Genomic DNA, 15,498 nt, shown 5'->3' on the forward strand with positions numbered 1-15,498 from the left:
CAAAAGCTCTAATAACAAGGTGTTTTATTTGACTACTTATCAACCCCCCCAAACAGGCAAGCCCAGCCCGGAACTAGACTTGCTTGAGTTGGTCGGCTCTTTTTGGCAACAAAAAAAGCTAATAGGCGCAACGACTGCAGTTGTCGCAATAATGGCACTTGGCTATGCATTAATCGCCCAGCCGGTGTATCAAACCAGCAGCCTGCTGCGTCCTGCCGCGATCAATGAACTGGATGCGCTAAACCTGCCGCCTGAAGAGGCGCTGCTGAAAGTTGGCTCGGCGCTCGACTCCTATGAGACAAGGCTCGGTTTCTTTCGGAGTCATCAGGACCTGTTCAAGCCCCTGGAAGAAAAAGACCTGTCGCTTGAGCAGAGCTTTGAGCTGTTTAACCGCAATGCAATCAACTTGACCTTGCCTGCGCCCAATCAAGTGACTTCGCTGAGTCCGTTTATAAAGTTGGAGCTGACTTATCCTGGCAAAGTAAACGGGCCTGAAATTCTCAATGGTTTTGTTGAGTACGCAATCAACAATCAGCGTGAACAAATCGGGGCGGATCTCAAGGTTATTATTAATAACCGATTGAGAGAGCTGGAAGCCAAAATTGATGCTGCAAGATCCAGCTATCATACTGAAAAGGAAGGGAAAATTGCTTCTTTGAAAGAGGCTGACAGCTTGCAGCAAGCGAAACTTAAGGATGAGTTGCAGGCGTTGCGTCTGGAACTGAAAATTGAGCGTGATGCGCGTGTTGAACTGCTCAATGAAGCGATTTCCATTGCCAAGGCGCTGGGTATCACCCGACCGACCACGCCTTCGGCAATGGCCGATTCTGTGCAAGGCTCAACGTCGAGATTGATGCGCACCGAAATCACCTCGCAAACCATCCCGTTGTACTTTATGGGTTCACAAGCGCTTGAAGCTGAGCGCGCGGCATTGCTCAAGCGCAAGACAGATGACTTCACCGAAAAGCGTATCGCCCAGATCCGAAAAGAGCTGCAGTTGCTCGAGGTAAACCGTCAGGTTGAAATGCTCGGTAAACGCTCCAATGAAGATCTGTTCCTCAAGGACATAGACCCATTGCGCGCAGAAGTGGTCCGCCTTGGCAATCTGAGGACGGATATGAGCAATCTGGGCCTGGTGAGTATTGACCGTCAGGCACAGACGCCAACGGACCCGATCAAGCCCAAAAAAGCTTTGATTTTCGCTTTGGGTGTGATCCTGGGGCTTCTGTTGGGCCTGCTGATTGCGACGGTTCGTTTCTTTATAAAACGTCACGAGTCAGCCAGCTAGGCTAACACCGCCACTGCCTTGATTTGCGCCCAAAGGGTTTGTCCGACACACAACCCCAACTGGTCCCGGGAGTAACGGGTGATCCGGGCCAGCAGGGCAGTGCCATCTGCATCCAGGCGGATCAGTACATGGGCCTGGTTGTCAGCGGCGGTCTCGCTGACCACCGTTACCCGCAAACTGTTAAGAATGCTGCTGTGCTCGGCTGGGGTGCGGCTCAGGCTGATATCACGGGCCTGCACCTTGACCCGCAACCTCTGGCCTATGGCCATTGAGGCATGGGCGACCCTCAGGCGTTGAGTGCTGCCGGGCAATTGCAGGCTCAGCAGTTGATAATTGAGGTTGTAATCACAGACCTTGCCTTCAATCACCACGCCGGCTTCATCCCCACGTGCCAGTGGCAGATCAAGTCTGGCCAGGGTTTCGCCAATGGCGCCGCTGGCCAGTACCCTGCCTTCACTGAGCAATACGATATGGTCGGCCAGGCGCGCAACTTCGTCCTGGGAATGGCTGACGTAAAGCACCGGAATATCCAGTTCTGCATGCAGGCGTTCCAGATACGGCAGGATTTCGCCCTTGCGCTGGCTGTCCAGCGCCGCCAGGGGCTCGTCCATCAGCAGCAAACCGGGGCTGGTCAACAGTGCCCTGGCGATACCGACCCGTTGCCGTTCACCGCCCGAAAGGTTGTGCGGTGCGCGCTCAAGCAAGTGGCTGATGCCCAGCAACTCAGTGGCGTGGGCCAGATCCACACGACGTTGCTGGCGGGCAATGCGCTTGAGGCCGAATTCCAGATTGGCTCGCACCGAAAGATGGGGGAACAGGCTGGCCTCTTGAAAGATATAGCCCAGCGCCCGTTGGTGTACCGGGACAAAGTGACCGCGCTGGCTGTCTTGCCAGACCTCATCATTGATCTGCACATAGGCCTGGCTGGCACGTTCAAGGCCGGCAATACAGCGCAGACAAGTCGTCTTGCCCGACCCGGAGTGACCATAGAGCGCAGTGACGCCCTTGCCCGGCAGTTGCAAGTCCAGGTCAAGGGAGAAACCGCTGTAGCTGTGCTGCAGCCGAAGGTTGATCAGCGACGTCATGTTCAGCTCCAGCTGGTTTGGGCTTTGCGGCTTGAATACAACGCCAGCAATACCAGAAAGGAAAACACCACCATGGCCCCCGCCAGCCAATGGGCCTGGGCATATTCCAGCGCCTCGACGTGGTCATAGATCTGCACCGATACCACACGGGTTTTTTCCGGGATATTGCCGCCGATCATCAATACCACGCCAAATTCCCCGACCGTGTGGGCAAAGCCCAGAATTGCGGCCGTGATAAACCCGGGGCGGGCCAGGGGCAGGACTACGGTGAAAAAGGTGTCCCAGGGGTTGGCCCGCAAGGTGGCAGCAACTTCCAGTGGCCTGGGGCCGATGGCCGTAAAAGCATTCTGCAAAGGCTGTACGACAAAGGGCATGGAGTAGATCACCGAGCCGATCACCAGCCCGGCAAAACTGAAGGTCAGCGTGCCCAGGCCGAGGTACTGGGTGAACTGGCCGACATAACCGTGGGGCCCCATCGCCAAGAGCAGATAGAAGCCAATGACGGTAGGCGGCAAGACCAGGGGCAGGGCTACAATCGCCCCGATGGGCCCACGCAACCGCGAACGGGTATGGGCCAGCCACAGAGCAATGGGAGTGCCGACAATCAGCAGAATCACCGTCGTCAATGACGCCAGTTGCAGGGTCAGCCAGATGGCGGCGAAGTCAGCACTGGTGAGTGGCATTTACAGGTGATAACCGTAGGATTGGATAATGGCAGTGGCCTTTGGTCCCTTGAGGTACTCGGCCAACGCCTTGGCGGCAGGATTATGCTCGCCTTTTTTCAGGATCACGGCATCCTGGCGGATCGGGTCATGCATTGTTTCAGGGACAATCCAGGCCGAGCCTTCGCTGACTTTGCCGTCCTTGTAGATCTGCGACAAGGCTACAAAACCCAGTTCGGCATTGCCGGTGGAAACAAATTGATAGGCCTGGGTAATGTTCTGGCCCTCAACGATCTTGTCTTTGACTTTGTCTGTCAGGCCCAGCTTTGCCAGCACCTGGGTGGCTGCCAGCCCATAGGGAGCGGCCTTGGGGTTGGCAATGGACAGATGCTTGTACTGATTGCCAACCAATACCTTGTCAGTGCCATCGATATAGCCGTCTGTGGCTGACCACAGCGCCAGGGTGCCAATGGCGTAGGTAAAGCGCGAACCGGGAACAATATCGCCTTCTTTTTCGAGTTTCTCGGGAGTGGCGTCATCTGCGGCGAGAAACACCTCGAAGGGGGCGCCATTTTTGATCTGGGTATAGAACTGGCCAGTGGCGCCATACGCGGCGATCAACTTGTGCCCGGTGTCTTTTTCAAAGTCGCTGGCAATGGCCTGAATCGGCGCGGTGAAGTTGGCCGCCACCGCAACCTGCACCTCATCGGCCTGGGCCGTAGCGAATGCAAAACAGCCCATCAAGGCTGCCAGCACGTTGGGGATCAAGGGGCGTGCAGGTACATTCATCGCAAAACTCCGTTTTTTATTGGGTTGTGTAGGCCGATGGCAAGATAGCCGCTATATAAAAATATTTACAGCGCTTTGTAAGCCTGTGGCCTTGGAGGAGGGTGTCAGCAGGGGAATGCTGGCTCAGCCAGCCTGGCGCAAGGTGATGTTGAGCCGTTGCTCGCCCAGCAGCGAATGGTGCCCGGGCTTGATGGGCATCACCCCATGGAAACGCAGGCGGTCAACGCCGCCCCAGACCACAACGTCACCGTGGAACAGGGAAATACGTCGGGTCGGGTCGCTGCGTTGAAAACCGCCAAACTGGAAGATTGCGGGCAGTCCAAGGGAAATCGACACAATCGGCGCGGTGTATGAGCGCTCGTTTTTGTCCTGATGCAGGGACATTTTCGCGCCCGGCGCGTAGGCATTGATCAGACAGGCGTCGGGGACGAAATCATTGAACCCGCAAGCCCGGGCAGCCGCTTCAGCCAGCGCCAGGAAGACGCCGGGCATGGCTGGCCAGGGTTGAGCGCTAAGCGGGTCAATGGGGCTGTAACGGTAACCGTCGCGGTCTGTGGTCCAGCCCAGATCACCACAACTGCTCAAGCGGGCGGACATGGTGAAGCCACCAGGTGTCTGCATCTGCCGTAAGGGCGACTGCTGCAAAACACTGCCAAGGGCCGTCAGCAATTCGTTGCTCCAGGGCAAGGCAAACCCGCGAAGCACAAACCCCTGTTCGCTGATACGCTCAACGCGGGCGGGCTGTTGCAGGTCCTGCTCGGCGAACAAGTCCAGGGACATGGCCGCTTAGAGCGCCTTGCTGGCCTTGATATCGGTGATGACTTCATCTGCATCGCCGTGAATTTTCTCAAGAGCCGCGCGGGCTTCTTCTTCCGAGCCCGACTGCAACTGGGCAAACTCGAAGCGACGCTCGCCATTAAGCTTGTACTTGATCACGTACTTGGTGGTTTGCACGGTAATTCCTGCCTTGGTTTAGCGAAGTTTGGAGCTGGAGCGACGGACGATTTTAATGGTCGGCTGGAAGCTCGGCTTGCGCGTTACGCTGATGGCCCGGGTGGTCACGGTATCAATGGTGATATTCCAGAAACCGGTGCTTGGCGCAGTGATGCGGGCCGGGAAGTCCTTGAAGGCACCGCCATGGTAGGAGTGACGGCCACCATTTTTAAAGCTGCGAAAGTGTGCATCGCTCATCAGGCGAATGTTGCAAGGCTGGGAGCACTCGATGACGACAATGTCGTCTTCGTTGAGGTGCTCGCGCTGGTGAATAAATTTCATGGTGTCTCCAAAAACGTGAATCTGCTGAAAAATCAGCACGATAGCATGTGCATTAGGCCTGTCAGGAGGCTAAAGCCGAGTATTATGCCGTGATGCGGGTGAGTTTGACGTAAAACGTGGATAATCCGCCACTATTGAGTATTTATTCGCTGCGGCCCGGGAGAATTTCCGGATATCCATTGTCGTAGTGTCTTTAACGGAGAATGTATATGAAGTGGGGCGTATTAGCGGCGATGCTGGTTCTGGGTGGCTGTGCATCTGTAACGGATATTGAGCAGACGCTGCCCACCATGAGCGTGATATCAGGCAAGAAGCCCGATGCCTATTCGCAATGCCTGGTGCAACAACTGTCCAAAACCCGCAAGGCTCCTCAGATCGAGCCGCATAAGGACGGATTCCGGATTATCGTGCCGCAAAAGCTGACGTCCAATCCAACGGCGGTTATCGATATCGAAGAACGCTCCGGCGGAAGCAGCATCAAGGTTTACGAAAGCATGTCCAATGTGCCGGTGCGCCCGGGGGACATTCGCAAGGCTGCCACACATTGCATTTCCGGTGACTGACGCTTTACCTCCATCACCCTGCTGCCATACCCCGACCTGACGATTGGCTTGCGCCAAGTCAGGTTTTTTTCGTCCCGATTTAATGATTGGATCCAAAGTAATGTTGTGACCGTGCAGGAATTCTCCTAGGATCTATAGGCTTATATTTTATAGGCCTAAGCATATAACAATAATGGAGCTGGTCATGATTCCACTCAAGCGAACGCTATTGAGCAGCTTGATGCTGCTCGCCGTGAGCAACGCCCAAGCGCAGCCTTCCGCCAATATCTACCTGCAAGGCGGAGCCCAGCCGGGCGCTACCGCATGCGTGGCCTGTCACGGTGCAGATGGCATGGGGCTGGCACCCGCTGGTTTTCCGCGACTGGCCGGTATTTCTGCCGATTACCTGAGCAAGCAGTTACACGACTTTCAAAGTGGCAAGCGGGTCAGCCCGGTGATGCAACCGCTGGCCAAGGCCCTGACCGAGCAAGAAATTGCCTCAGTCACGGCCACCATTGCAGCCATGCCGACCCCAACCGTACCCGCCATCAATCGCAGTCGCATGCCTCAGGGGCTGGGTGAAAAGCTGGCCCTGCGCGGCGCCTGGGAGCGTCAGATCCCCGAGTGCGTCAGCTGTCATGGCCCGGGCGGGGTAGGCGTGGGGAGCGCCTTCCCGCCGTTGGCCAACCAACCGGCCATGTACCTGACGGCACAGTTGAATGCCTGGCGCGACGGCACGCGGCACAACGACCCGAACGACTTGATGGGCCATATTGCCAAGGCCATGAGCGAGGATGAAATCAAGGCGGTTGCCGACTATTTCAGCACCGTTGGGCACAAGGAGGTCAAGCCATGAAGTTTTTGCTATCAACCTGTGCAGCGTCCATCCTCATCAGTGGCGCGGTTCATGCGGCGACCATTGCGATGGAAGACCAATCACAGATCAAAGTCCCTGCGCCTGCCGATCACTTCACCTACTTTGAGCCGCCACAACAGAGCGAATTGCCTGACAATGCCTACGGCAAAATGGTGATGGACGGCTATGCCCTGTTTGTCGATACCAAACGCCAGGCCCCGCAGTTTGTCGGCAACGGCCTTAACTGCACCAACTGCCACCTGGATCAGGGCCGCCTGGCCAACTCGGCCCCCCTGTGGGGCGCATACCCCATGTACCCGGCGTACCGAAAGAAGAACGACAAGGTCAATACCTTTGCCGAACGCCTGCAGGGCTGCTTTCAATTCAGCATGAATGGCGGCAAGCCACCGGCTGCGGATAGCCGGGAGATCACGGCTCTATCAACCTATGCCTACTGGCTATCGACAAAGGCTCCTACGGGAGTAGAGCTACCGGGGCGTGGTTACCCCGACGTGCCAGAGCCCAAGGGCGGTTACAACCTGACCCGTGGCGCCGCGGTGTACAAGGATCAGTGCGCCATCTGCCATGGCGACAACGGGCAGGGGCAAAAGGCTGGCGAGGATTATGTGATGCCGCCACTGTGGGGCAAGGACTCCTACAACTGGGGCGCCGGCATGCACCGGATCAATACCGCAGCTTCGTTTATCAAACACAATATGCCGCTGGGCAAAGCCAACAGTTTGAGTGACGAACAGGCGTGGGATGTGGCGGCGTACGTCAACACCCACGAACGGCCACAGGACCCGCGGCTTGTCGAGGGTTCAGTGGAAAAAACCCGGGTTAAGTTTCATGCCAATGACGGCGTCAACGTGTATGGGCAAACCGTTAACGGCGTGTTGATCGGCCAGGGTACCCAATAACCGCTGATACCGCTAAAGCCTTGCGCCTTAGCGGTATTCACTCACTTGCAGGCAACCACGATATTGCGGCTTTTGAAATTGCCGACATCCACGCCCAGTGTTTTGTTGTGCTCTGCCACTGCGGGCGAGCCATCAGTCGCAATGATGTTATAGCCCGTGCCGGCACAAGAGGCATCGGCTTTCTCATAGCACTTGGCCCAGGACATGGCCTCGCCAGAACAGTCTATGCTCAACCCTTGTCTGCCGTCGGACAGGTAGGTATTGGACGCAGTCGCGCAACCACCCAAAGTTACCAATGCGAGCAGTATCAGAACTTTCTTCATCCGGGTAACCATCACAAAAGTGGAGTTGAGTTTATTTTTTGCTGCGACGGGCAGCTGGTTCAGGCTGGTCCTGAAACACCGCTGCAACTTCTGCGGCGGCCTGTTGCGAACTGAACGGGCCGGCTACGTTTTCACCGGATGCAGCAAACACGCACCACTGGCCCGAATTGTCGGGTTTGATTTCATAACCGTTGACGCTGATTGTTGCTGACATCGAAGAGCTGCCTGATTGGCTGGAATAATGGCGTGATAATAGCGCAAGGGCATCACCGATGGTGCTAAACACGATAGAGCGGCTATCAAATTCAATCGCAAAGGAACTAACGGGCAAAATATTTATCTAGGTTGGCATCAGTTTGCTATCGAGAAGCATTGTAACGTCGATGCCGCCTGATTAGACTGCGCCAAATTTGGAACGTACAGCCCTTTAAAGGACTCATATGATCAAGAAATGCTTGTTCCCAGCAGCCGGTTACGGCACTCGCTTTTTGCCAGCGACCAAGGCCATGCCAAAAGAAATGCTGCCAGTGGTGAACAAGCCACTGATCCAGTACGGGGTTGAAGAAGCACTGGACGCTGGCTTGACTGAAATTTCCATCGTAACGGGCCGCGGCAAGCGCGCTCTGGAAGACCACTTTGACATCAGCTACGAGCTGGAAAACCAGATCAAGGGTACTGATAAAGAGAAGTACCTGGTCGGTATCCGCCGCCTGCTGAGCGAGTGTTCGTTCTCGTACACCCGCCAGACCGAAATGAAAGGCCTGGGTCATGCGATCCTGACCGGTCGCCCGCTGATTGGCGACGAACCCTTTGCCGTAGTTCTGGCGGACGACTTGTGCGTCAACCTGGAAGGCGACGGCGTTCTGACGCAAATGGTCAAGCTGTACAACCAGTACCGCTGCACCATCATCGCAATCCAGGAAGTTGACCCGGCAGAAACCAACAAGTACGGCGTGATCGCTGGTGAAATGATTGGTGATGACCTGTACCGCGTGCGCAACATGGTTGAAAAACCGGCACCGGAAGACGCTCCGTCGAACCTGGCCATTATCGGCCGTTACATCCTGACCCCGGACATCTTCGACCTGATCAAACAGACCGAGCCGGGCAAAGGCGGCGAAATCCAGATCACCGACGCGCTGATGAAACAGGCGCAAAACGGTTGCGTTATCGCGTACAAATTCAAAGGCCAGCGCTTTGACTGCGGCGGCGCTGAAGGCTACATCGAAGCAACCAACTTCTGCTTCGAAAACTTCTACAAGACCGGCAAGGCTTACTAAAAGCGCCCAGTTGTAGAGAGCTTCAAGACAAAGCCACCCTCGGGAGCAATGTTGTTCACTTAAGCGATTTCTACCTCTGTGGGAGCGGGCTTGCTCGCGATGGTCGTAAACGATGACGCGTATTTACTGAGTAAATGTGGCGCTCTGAAGACCATCGCGAGCAAGCCCGCTCCCACAATTGAGTAGCGTTGCTCTTAAGTAAACAGCATTGCACCGGAGGGTGGCTTTGTCGTTTTTTTTTGCTGTCAGCAACCTCCTGCGCTGGTCAATCGCGCTGGAGCGATTATGCTGTTGGCCTGCCTAGGAGAGAGAAATGGCCTACGAATTTGATCTATTTGTCATCGGCGCGGGTTCTGGTGGCGTACGTGCTGCCCGTTTTGCTGCAGGTTTCGGCGCAAAAGTGGCCGTGGCTGAAAGTCGCTATTTGGGTGGCACCTGCGTCAACGTCGGATGCGTCCCGAAAAAGCTGCTGGTTTACGGTGCGCACTTTGCCGAGGACTTCGAGCAGGCCTCGGGCTTTGGCTGGAGCCTGGGTGAAGCCAACTTTGACTGGGCAACCCTGATTGCCAACAAGGACCGTGAGATCAACCGCCTCAACGGCATTTATCGCAACTTGCTGGTCAACAGCGGTGTGACCTTGATCGAGGGTCACGCCAAAATAACCGGGCCCAACGAAGTTGAAATTAACGGTCAGCGTCATACCGCCAAGCATATCCTGATCGCAACCGGTGGCTGGCCGCAGATCCCTGAAATCCCGGGCCATGAGCACGCTATCAGCTCCAACGAAGCGTTTTTCCTGAAAGAGCTGCCCAAGCGCGTGCTGGTGGTAGGCGGTGGCTATATTGCCGTTGAGTTTGCCGGGATTTTCCACGGCCTTGGGGCGAAGACATCATTGCTGTATCGCGGTGACATGTTCCTGCGCGGCTTCGACGGTGCCGTGCGCAAGCATTTGCACGAAGAGCTGACCAAGCGCGGCATGGATGTGCAGTTCAACGCCGATATCGAGCGCATTGACAAGCAAGCTGACGGCAGCCTCAAGGCTACCCTCAAGGATGGTCGTGAGCTGGTTGCTGATTGCGTGTTCTACGCCACGGGCCGTCGCCCGATGCTCGACAACCTGGGCCTGGAGAACACCGGGGTCAAACTCGACAAGCGCGGCTTTGTTGAAGTGGACGATCTGTACCAGAGCGCCGAGCCGTCGATCCTGGCCATTGGCGATGTGATCGGTCGCGTGCAACTGACGCCGGTGGCCCTGGCTGAAGGCATGGCCGTGGCCCGTCGCCTGTTCAAGCCTGAGCAATATCGCCCGGTGGATTACCAGATGATCCCGACAGCGGTATTCAGCCTGCCGAATATCGGCACGGTCGGTTTGAGTGAAGAGCAGGCCATTGAGGCCGGGCACAAGGTGCAGATCTTCGAAAGCAGCTTCCGGCCGATGAAACTGACCCTGACCGAGTGCCAGGAACGTACGCTGATGAAGCTGGTGGTGGATGCCGACAGCGACAAGGTACTGGGTTGCCATATGGTTGGCCCGGAGGCGGGGGAGATCGTGCAGGGTCTGGCGATTGCTTTGAAAGCGGGGGCTACCAAGCAGCATTTTGATGAAACCATCGGGGTACACCCGACGGCGGCTGAAGAGTTTGTGACGATGCGTACGCCGGTAAAACGTTAAACAGGCGGGCATCCCGCTCGTTGAATCTGTGGGAGCGGGCTTGCTCGCGATGCAGGCGATGCGGTCTGTCAGGCAAACCGTGTTGATGCTATCGCAGGCCAGCCAGCTCCCACAGGTCTTGTGTCGTACACAAAATCTGATGCATACAGGTGCAAATGTGGGAGTGGGCTAGCCATTGGCTCAGTTACCTGAAATCCGCATACGGAATCAACGGCTGCACCGGCATCGGCAAGTTGCCCTGCCACACATCGAAGGTGTAACGCAGGTACAGCATCGCCCGGCTCGGAGCATAGTCATCGCTGTGCTGATAGAGCACACCACCACCCAGTACCAGATTATCCGAGAGCCTGCGCTCTACCAGCCCCTGCACGCGATAACCAATGCCACTGCTGCTACTGCCGCTCTTGGTCAGTGACGGATCACTGACAATGTCATAGCCGCCCTGATTCAGCACATCGGTCAGTTGGCTTACCGAATTGTCCAGCGGGTACAGGTCGCTGCTGTCAGTCTTGGATTTTGACCAGCTCACCGAGCTTTCCAGGGACACCGACCAGTTGGCATTACGCCAGGCATAGTTGAGCGGCACGCCGATCGAGTAGTAGCGCTGCGGGCTATAATAGCCGCCTTGTCCCAGGGTGTACTCACTCAGATCCTTGTCATAGCCCCAGTACATAACAGTAAGACCGGTACGCAGGCGTTCGTCAGCTCGTTCCACCAAACGGTAGTAATACCCGGCCATTGCCGTGCTCTTGTGGTTGTCTTCGACATTCTTGCCGCGTAACCAGTGCTGGCCGAAACTCGCCCAGACGCCATCCACGCCACCTTCGTCGTGACTCAGGCTCAAGGTCAGGCCGTTGGACGTCACACCACCCCAGGTAATCCCCGTAAGCTGATCCTTGGCACCGGCATAGGACAGAATGGAGTTGCTCATGGGCCTGCGGGAGCCGGTCAGGGTCCAGCCCAATGAACCGATCTTGTTGCTGTAGGCAATACCGCCGAGCCAGTTCGGCACTTTGAACGTGTCCGGGGTTCGACCGAAGTCGATGTCCCAGGTCTCGTTTTTCCAGCCCACCGCCATCATCGTGCCGTTGGCCGATTGTGAGCTGTCTACACAGCCCTCAGCTCCTGTGCGGGTTTGACCCACCTGGCAGGTGCCATAGGCTTCGGTAACTCGCCCATCATCGTTAACGTCGAAATCGCCGGCATCCATGTTCAACTGCTCGGCCCGTATAAAAGCCTTGCCGTCATACACCGGCAGATCCAGTTGCAGGATGGTGGACTGAGTGACGGTATCAGAGGTGCCTTTGGACGCATCGTCCGAACGCCAGCCATAGTCGGTATATAGATGAACCGTCGGATTTTGCCGTTGGTACAGTTCGTCCACATCACTGCGCAGGCTGCGGGCCAACCACTCATCATCGTCCTTTTCACGGCTGGCCATGGTCATGGCGCGATTGTCCCGGGGGTTGCCCTGTTCAGGGGTAATCAGGCCTGCAGCGGCCATGCTTTTGGCATAGTAATCCAGCGCCTGTTGCGGCTCCCTGGCCGCTATCAGTCGCGCCGCATCGCGGTACATCAGCGGGTCGGCCTGAGGTGATTGCAGCAACTGGGCATAGATGGCCTGGGCTTTGTCAGGTTCACCCACGGCGGCCCAGGCATTGGCCACGCGGCGTTGCTGTGAAGGGGTCAATGGCGTGCCGGGGGCAGGGGTGAACTGTGTCAGTTGCTGACGAGCCGAAAGCAGATACTTGCTGGCAATCAGGGTTTCGATTTGCCCCAGTTGCGCATCCGTGTTGCCCGGCTCTTTTTTCAGTACCTGGCTGTACAGGTTTTGCGCCTGTTCATAGTCACCACGCTCCTGGGCCCAGCCAGCGATGGTCATCAGGTCGTCGTTGTCAGCGTTCTGCATCAGCAGGGCAATGGCTTGCGGCTCTTGCCCGGCGGTACGCAGGCTTTCGGCGCGAGCGACCAGTACGTTACGTTGCAGGCGGGTGTCCAGCTCACGCATGGAGTCGGTCCATTGCGCCTTGGGCAGTTGCTCCAGCACGCTCAATGCACTGGCATCGCGTTCGCTGCTCGACAGATAAAGGGCATAGGCATACAGCGCTTCGGGATTGCGGCCCTGGCGGCTCATCAGTTGCTTGAAGCTGTCGTCAGCGGCTGCGGGCTGGTTGATCTCACGCTGGGCGTTGGCCAGGCGATAGGTCACCCAAGGCTCATCGGGACTGAGGTTGCGGATCTTGCTGAGCAAGGCGACCACTTGTGGCCAGTCCTTGCGCTCGGTCGCGGCATCGGCCTGACGGTTCAGTTCATCCAGCTCGATGCTCTGGCGCAGGCTGGCAAATTCCTTCTGGCTGGAAGGTGGCAGACCGTTGAGGAAAGCCTTGGCCTTTTCCGGGTCCTGGGCACTGTACAGGCGCATCAGGCCACGCACGGCGCTGCCGTTAGTGGGCTCGAGACGGCGGGCCTGCAACAGCAAGGCTTCGGCCTGGATATCGTCATGCTCGGCCACGGCCACACTGGCCAGGCCTATCAGCGGATCGGCATCGCCGGGCTTGGCCTTGCGTGCCTGGGTAAAGGCTGTGCGCGCCGCAGGCAGACTGTTTTGCTCAAGGGCCTTGTCGCCCTGACTGAGCAGCATGCGGTAGCGGCTGGCGTCCATCAGGTCTTGCCACTTGCTGATATTGGAGGTGTCCTGTTCTTTGGTTCGCGCAGTGGCAAAGTTGCTGTTGGCCTCGGCATAGCGGCCCTGGCGGAACTGGGCCATACCCAGGGCACCGTACAGGGTCGGGTCGTCGGGGTATTGCTTGATAGCACGACGCAGCAGGCCTTCAGCGGCTGCCGGGCTGCGTGACTGATCGATCATTTGCTTGCCCTGGGCACCGGCGGTCCATGCCGGGTCACTCAGCAGGCTTTGCTGCTTTTGCAGGTTTTTGTTGGCCTCGCCAATCAGCGGCGAGTTTGGGTAGCGCGCGATAAAACCCTGCCACGCCTGTGCTGATGAGCGATCGACCGGCAATGTGCTGAGGTAGGTGTATTCCCGTTCCGCCGCCGCGTTGCTGGCGACCGGATCTTTGGCCAGTTGCTGCAGGACGATCAGGGCTTCTGGCGCACGGTCTTCACGAAACAGCAAATCAGCCAGGGTTTGACGCAGGCCGGGATTGCCCGGGTACTGCTTGTCCAGCGTGCGCAATTGCTCGATGACCTGTGGGCGCTGGCCCTGGATATTGCTGCGAATGCGCAGGTACTCCAGTGCCGTGGCGAAATCCGGCGGGGCATTGCCAAACAGGCGCTCGAAGATCGCCACAGCCTCTTCAGGACGACCCGCGGCGGCAAACAACCGGGCCTGTTGCAGATCTTTCTGGCTTTGCGGGTCTTGCAGCTTCATCAGGCTCTGGGCCTGACGCAACGCCGCCGAATCAGGGGCGACGTTTTGCAGCTGGGCCAGACGCTGCCTGGCCAGTTCGGGATTTTTTTCCAGTAAGGCCTGGCGTATCGAAGCCACCAGCGCCTGCGGATTGTTCGGTGAGATCAATTGCAGCCGGGCCAGCGAGTCACGCACCAGATCTTCGCGGTACATGGCTTCACCGATACGAACCTGCTCCAGTAGCCATTGTTGCTGTTCCTGCACCGTGGTCGGTTGTGCAATGGCTGCAGTGGACAAACCACCGAGCAGGAACGCCCATGTTGTTATTTTTGGCATGTCTTGATCCACGAAGGTAAAAGCTGTCCATCCTTGTCAAAGCGATAGCGTTGTTCATCCCAGCCCTGGCCAAACAGCAGCAGTGACTGGTTGTAATAGGCATCGGCCGCAGGCGGCTGTTGCTTGATCCGTTCCTGTTGTACGGCCAGCGCGGGAGAATCGAGGCTGGCCAGTAGTGGCAGCATAGCGGCAGAAAAGCCTATCGGCCCTGTACCGGTGTATTTGCCGGTGACGGCATTGACGCTTTCCGGCACATAGCCCAGGGTCTGGGTGAGGCTGGCCATGGGTGCAAAGTGCTGTTGCAGGGTCTGACGGTTGGCTGCATCCTGGGCCAGCATGCCGACCCACAGGTAAACGCGGATGGCATCGTAGTCGCCCTGCGAACCTTCCTTGCTGTCGGCAGCCCAACCGCCCCCGGCTTTCCATACTAGCCAGTCCGGGGCAAAGCCCTTGGCCGAGGTCTCGATCAGCATGCGCTGCTGGTTGCTCGCCAGTTCGGCCCAGATCGGTGAGATACGGGCAAAACGGGCCAGCAGTTGCGGCGGTAAATAACTCGGGTTCAGCCGCCAGCCCTTGGGACTGTCAAAACCCACATCGCCGGGCAACAGCATCAGGCCCAGCCCCGGCAATTTGCGCAGGCTTTGGGCCGCGCTGCGCCAGAGCATGTTCTGCCCCAGCGCCACGTATTCGGGCCACTGCCACAGACGCCCGGCTTCGAGCAGGCTGTAGGCGATCCACAGGTCGGCATCGCTGGCATTGTTGCTGTCCAGGATCTGCCACTTGCCGTTTTTCGCCAGCCCCCATTGCCAGGCTGGCAGGTGGGTCTCCAGGCTGCCGCCAGCGAGGTTGTTGCGGGTCCATTCGAGAATGCTCGCGAAGCTTTTTTTGTCATTGCCCAACAACGCAAAAAACAAGCCGTAACTCTGACCTTCCGAGGTGGTGATCATTTGCGCCGACGAGCCATCGATAATGCGCCCGTCGCTGCTCATCATGGCCTTCTTGTAACTGTCCCAGGCCGGCCAGTTACAAGATTGCGCACTCGCCACCTGGGGCACAAGCCCCAGGGTCGAGGTCATGGCGAGTAACGCCAGGCGCTTCATGGC

General features: G+C 57.4%; 16 protein-coding genes. 6 read left to right on the top strand and 10 right to left on the bottom strand.

Going from position 1 to position 15,498, the window contains the following annotated elements; all coding sequences use genetic code 11:
- Nucleotides 1-28 precede the first annotated feature (28 nt).
- Nucleotides 29-1,288 carry a Wzz/FepE/Etk N-terminal domain-containing protein gene (locus tag ACZRMH_RS15660; protein ID WP_464014174.1) on the top strand — a complete coding sequence of 420 codons (1,260 nt, stop codon included), beginning with the start codon at nucleotides 29-31 and terminating at the stop codon, nucleotides 1,286-1,288.
- On the opposite strand, the gene modC is transcribed toward ACZRMH_RS15660, so the two are convergent.
- From modC to ACZRMH_RS15690, 6 genes are all read right to left on the bottom strand, one after another.
- Complete coding sequence (gene modC, locus ACZRMH_RS15665) at nucleotides 1,285-2,373, bottom strand: molybdenum ABC transporter ATP-binding protein (protein WP_464014175.1); 1,089 nt, start codon at nucleotides 2,371-2,373, stop codon at nucleotides 1,285-1,287. The two genes, ACZRMH_RS15660 and modC, sit on opposite strands and share 4 nt — an antisense overlap.
- A gap of 2 nt (nucleotides 2,374-2,375) precedes the next feature.
- A complete protein-coding gene (gene modB, locus ACZRMH_RS15670; RefSeq protein WP_464014176.1) occupies nucleotides 2,376-3,056 on the bottom strand; it encodes a molybdate ABC transporter permease subunit in 681 nt (226 codons plus the stop codon).
- On the bottom strand, nucleotides 3,057-3,824 hold the full coding sequence (gene modA, locus ACZRMH_RS15675) for a molybdate ABC transporter substrate-binding protein (RefSeq protein WP_464014177.1): 768 nt from the start codon (nucleotides 3,822-3,824) through the stop codon (nucleotides 3,057-3,059).
- Between the two features lie 123 nt (nucleotides 3,825-3,947).
- Nucleotides 3,948-4,604: a DNA oxidative demethylase AlkB gene (gene alkB, locus ACZRMH_RS15680; protein ID WP_464014178.1), complete on the bottom strand. Its 657-nt coding sequence runs from the start codon at nucleotides 4,602-4,604 to the stop codon at nucleotides 3,948-3,950.
- Nucleotides 4,605-4,610: 6 nt separating this feature from the next.
- A complete protein-coding gene (locus ACZRMH_RS15685) occupies nucleotides 4,611-4,778 on the bottom strand; it encodes a hypothetical protein (RefSeq protein WP_464014179.1) in 168 nt (55 codons plus the stop codon).
- Nucleotides 4,779-4,796: 18 nt separating this feature from the next.
- Nucleotides 4,797-5,099 carry a DUF1883 domain-containing protein gene (locus ACZRMH_RS15690; RefSeq protein WP_048361752.1) on the bottom strand — a complete coding sequence of 101 codons (303 nt, stop codon included), beginning with the start codon at nucleotides 5,097-5,099 and terminating at the stop codon, nucleotides 4,797-4,799.
- Between the two features lie 209 nt (nucleotides 5,100-5,308).
- On the opposite strand from ACZRMH_RS15690, the gene ACZRMH_RS15695 reads away from it, so the two are divergent.
- From ACZRMH_RS15695 to ACZRMH_RS15705, 3 genes are all read left to right on the top strand, one after another.
- Nucleotides 5,309-5,662, top strand: coding sequence for a hypothetical protein (locus ACZRMH_RS15695; RefSeq protein ID WP_464014180.1), 354 nt, complete (start codon nucleotides 5,309-5,311; stop codon nucleotides 5,660-5,662).
- A 184-nt stretch (nucleotides 5,663-5,846) separates the two neighbouring features.
- On the top strand, nucleotides 5,847-6,497 hold the full coding sequence (locus ACZRMH_RS15700) for a c-type cytochrome (protein WP_464014181.1): 651 nt from the start codon (nucleotides 5,847-5,849) through the stop codon (nucleotides 6,495-6,497).
- Entirely contained in the window at nucleotides 6,494-7,417 is a 924-nt protein-coding gene (locus ACZRMH_RS15705; RefSeq protein ID WP_464014182.1) for a c-type cytochrome, read from the top strand. The genes ACZRMH_RS15700 and ACZRMH_RS15705 overlap by 4 nt, the downstream gene beginning before the upstream one ends.
- Nucleotides 7,418-7,458: 41 nt before the next feature.
- Here ACZRMH_RS15705 and ACZRMH_RS15710 read toward each other — a convergent pair whose 3' ends face one another.
- Nucleotides 7,459-7,740 (bottom strand): hypothetical protein, encoded by a 282-nt coding sequence (locus tag ACZRMH_RS15710; RefSeq protein WP_464014183.1) that lies wholly within the window; start codon nucleotides 7,738-7,740, stop codon nucleotides 7,459-7,461.
- A 31-nt stretch (nucleotides 7,741-7,771) separates the two neighbouring features.
- The gene (locus ACZRMH_RS15715; RefSeq protein WP_464014184.1) at nucleotides 7,772-8,071 is read right to left on the bottom strand and encodes a hypothetical protein; all 300 of its coding nucleotides are present in this window, start codon (nucleotides 8,069-8,071) and stop codon (nucleotides 7,772-7,774) included.
- A gap of 109 nt (nucleotides 8,072-8,180) precedes the next feature.
- Between ACZRMH_RS15715 and galU the strand changes: the two genes are divergently transcribed.
- Entirely contained in the window at nucleotides 8,181-9,020 is an 840-nt protein-coding gene (gene galU, locus ACZRMH_RS15720) for a UTP--glucose-1-phosphate uridylyltransferase GalU (protein ID WP_095036572.1), read from the top strand.
- Nucleotides 9,021-9,333: 313 nt separating this feature from the next.
- Nucleotides 9,334-10,692, top strand: coding sequence for a glutathione-disulfide reductase (gorA, locus tag ACZRMH_RS15725; RefSeq protein ID WP_464014185.1), 1,359 nt, complete (start codon nucleotides 9,334-9,336; stop codon nucleotides 10,690-10,692).
- A gap of 184 nt (nucleotides 10,693-10,876) precedes the next feature.
- Here gorA and bcsC read toward each other — a convergent pair whose 3' ends face one another.
- Nucleotides 10,877-14,395 (bottom strand): cellulose synthase complex outer membrane protein BcsC, encoded by a 3,519-nt coding sequence (gene bcsC, locus ACZRMH_RS15730; protein ID WP_464014186.1) that lies wholly within the window; start codon nucleotides 14,393-14,395, stop codon nucleotides 10,877-10,879.
- Entirely contained in the window at nucleotides 14,383-15,495 is a 1,113-nt protein-coding gene (bcsZ, locus tag ACZRMH_RS15735) for a cellulose synthase complex periplasmic endoglucanase BcsZ (protein WP_464014202.1), read from the bottom strand. Before bcsZ ends, bcsC begins: the two co-directional genes overlap by 13 nt.
- Between the last annotated feature and the right edge of the window lie 3 nt (nucleotides 15,496-15,498).

The sequence above is a fragment of the Pseudomonas sp. B414 genome (genome assembly GCF_055408445.1).

Excerpts from the sequence above, each read along its gene's own strand:
- modC (WP_464014175.1), bottom strand. The coding sequence starts at position 2,373 with ATGACGTCGCTGATCAACCTTCGGCTGCAGCACAGCTACAGCGGTTTC.
- modB (WP_464014176.1), bottom strand. The coding sequence starts at position 3,056 with ATGCCACTCACCAGTGCTGACTTCGCCGCCATCTGGCTGACCCTGCAA.
- modA (WP_464014177.1), bottom strand. The coding sequence starts at position 3,824 with ATGAATGTACCTGCACGCCCCTTGATCCCCAACGTGCTGGCAGCCTTG.
- alkB (WP_464014178.1), bottom strand. The coding sequence starts at position 4,604 with ATGTCCCTGGACTTGTTCGCCGAGCAGGACCTGCAACAGCCCGCCCGC.
- ACZRMH_RS15690 (WP_048361752.1), bottom strand. The coding sequence starts at position 5,099 with ATGAAATTTATTCACCAGCGCGAGCACCTCAACGAAGACGACATTGTC.
- ACZRMH_RS15695 (WP_464014180.1), top strand. The coding sequence starts at position 5,309 with ATGAAGTGGGGCGTATTAGCGGCGATGCTGGTTCTGGGTGGCTGTGCA.
- ACZRMH_RS15700 (WP_464014181.1), top strand. The coding sequence starts at position 5,847 with ATGATTCCACTCAAGCGAACGCTATTGAGCAGCTTGATGCTGCTCGCC.
- ACZRMH_RS15705 (WP_464014182.1), top strand. The coding sequence starts at position 6,494 with ATGAAGTTTTTGCTATCAACCTGTGCAGCGTCCATCCTCATCAGTGGC.
- ACZRMH_RS15710 (WP_464014183.1), bottom strand. The coding sequence starts at position 7,740 with ATGAAGAAAGTTCTGATACTGCTCGCATTGGTAACTTTGGGTGGTTGC.
- galU (WP_095036572.1), top strand. The coding sequence starts at position 8,181 with ATGATCAAGAAATGCTTGTTCCCAGCAGCCGGTTACGGCACTCGCTTT.
- gorA (WP_464014185.1), top strand. The coding sequence starts at position 9,334 with ATGGCCTACGAATTTGATCTATTTGTCATCGGCGCGGGTTCTGGTGGC.
- bcsC (WP_464014186.1), bottom strand. The coding sequence starts at position 14,395 with ATGCCAAAAATAACAACATGGGCGTTCCTGCTCGGTGGTTTGTCCACT.
- bcsZ (WP_464014202.1), bottom strand. The coding sequence starts at position 15,495 with ATGAAGCGCCTGGCGTTACTCGCCATGACCTCGACCCTGGGGCTTGTG.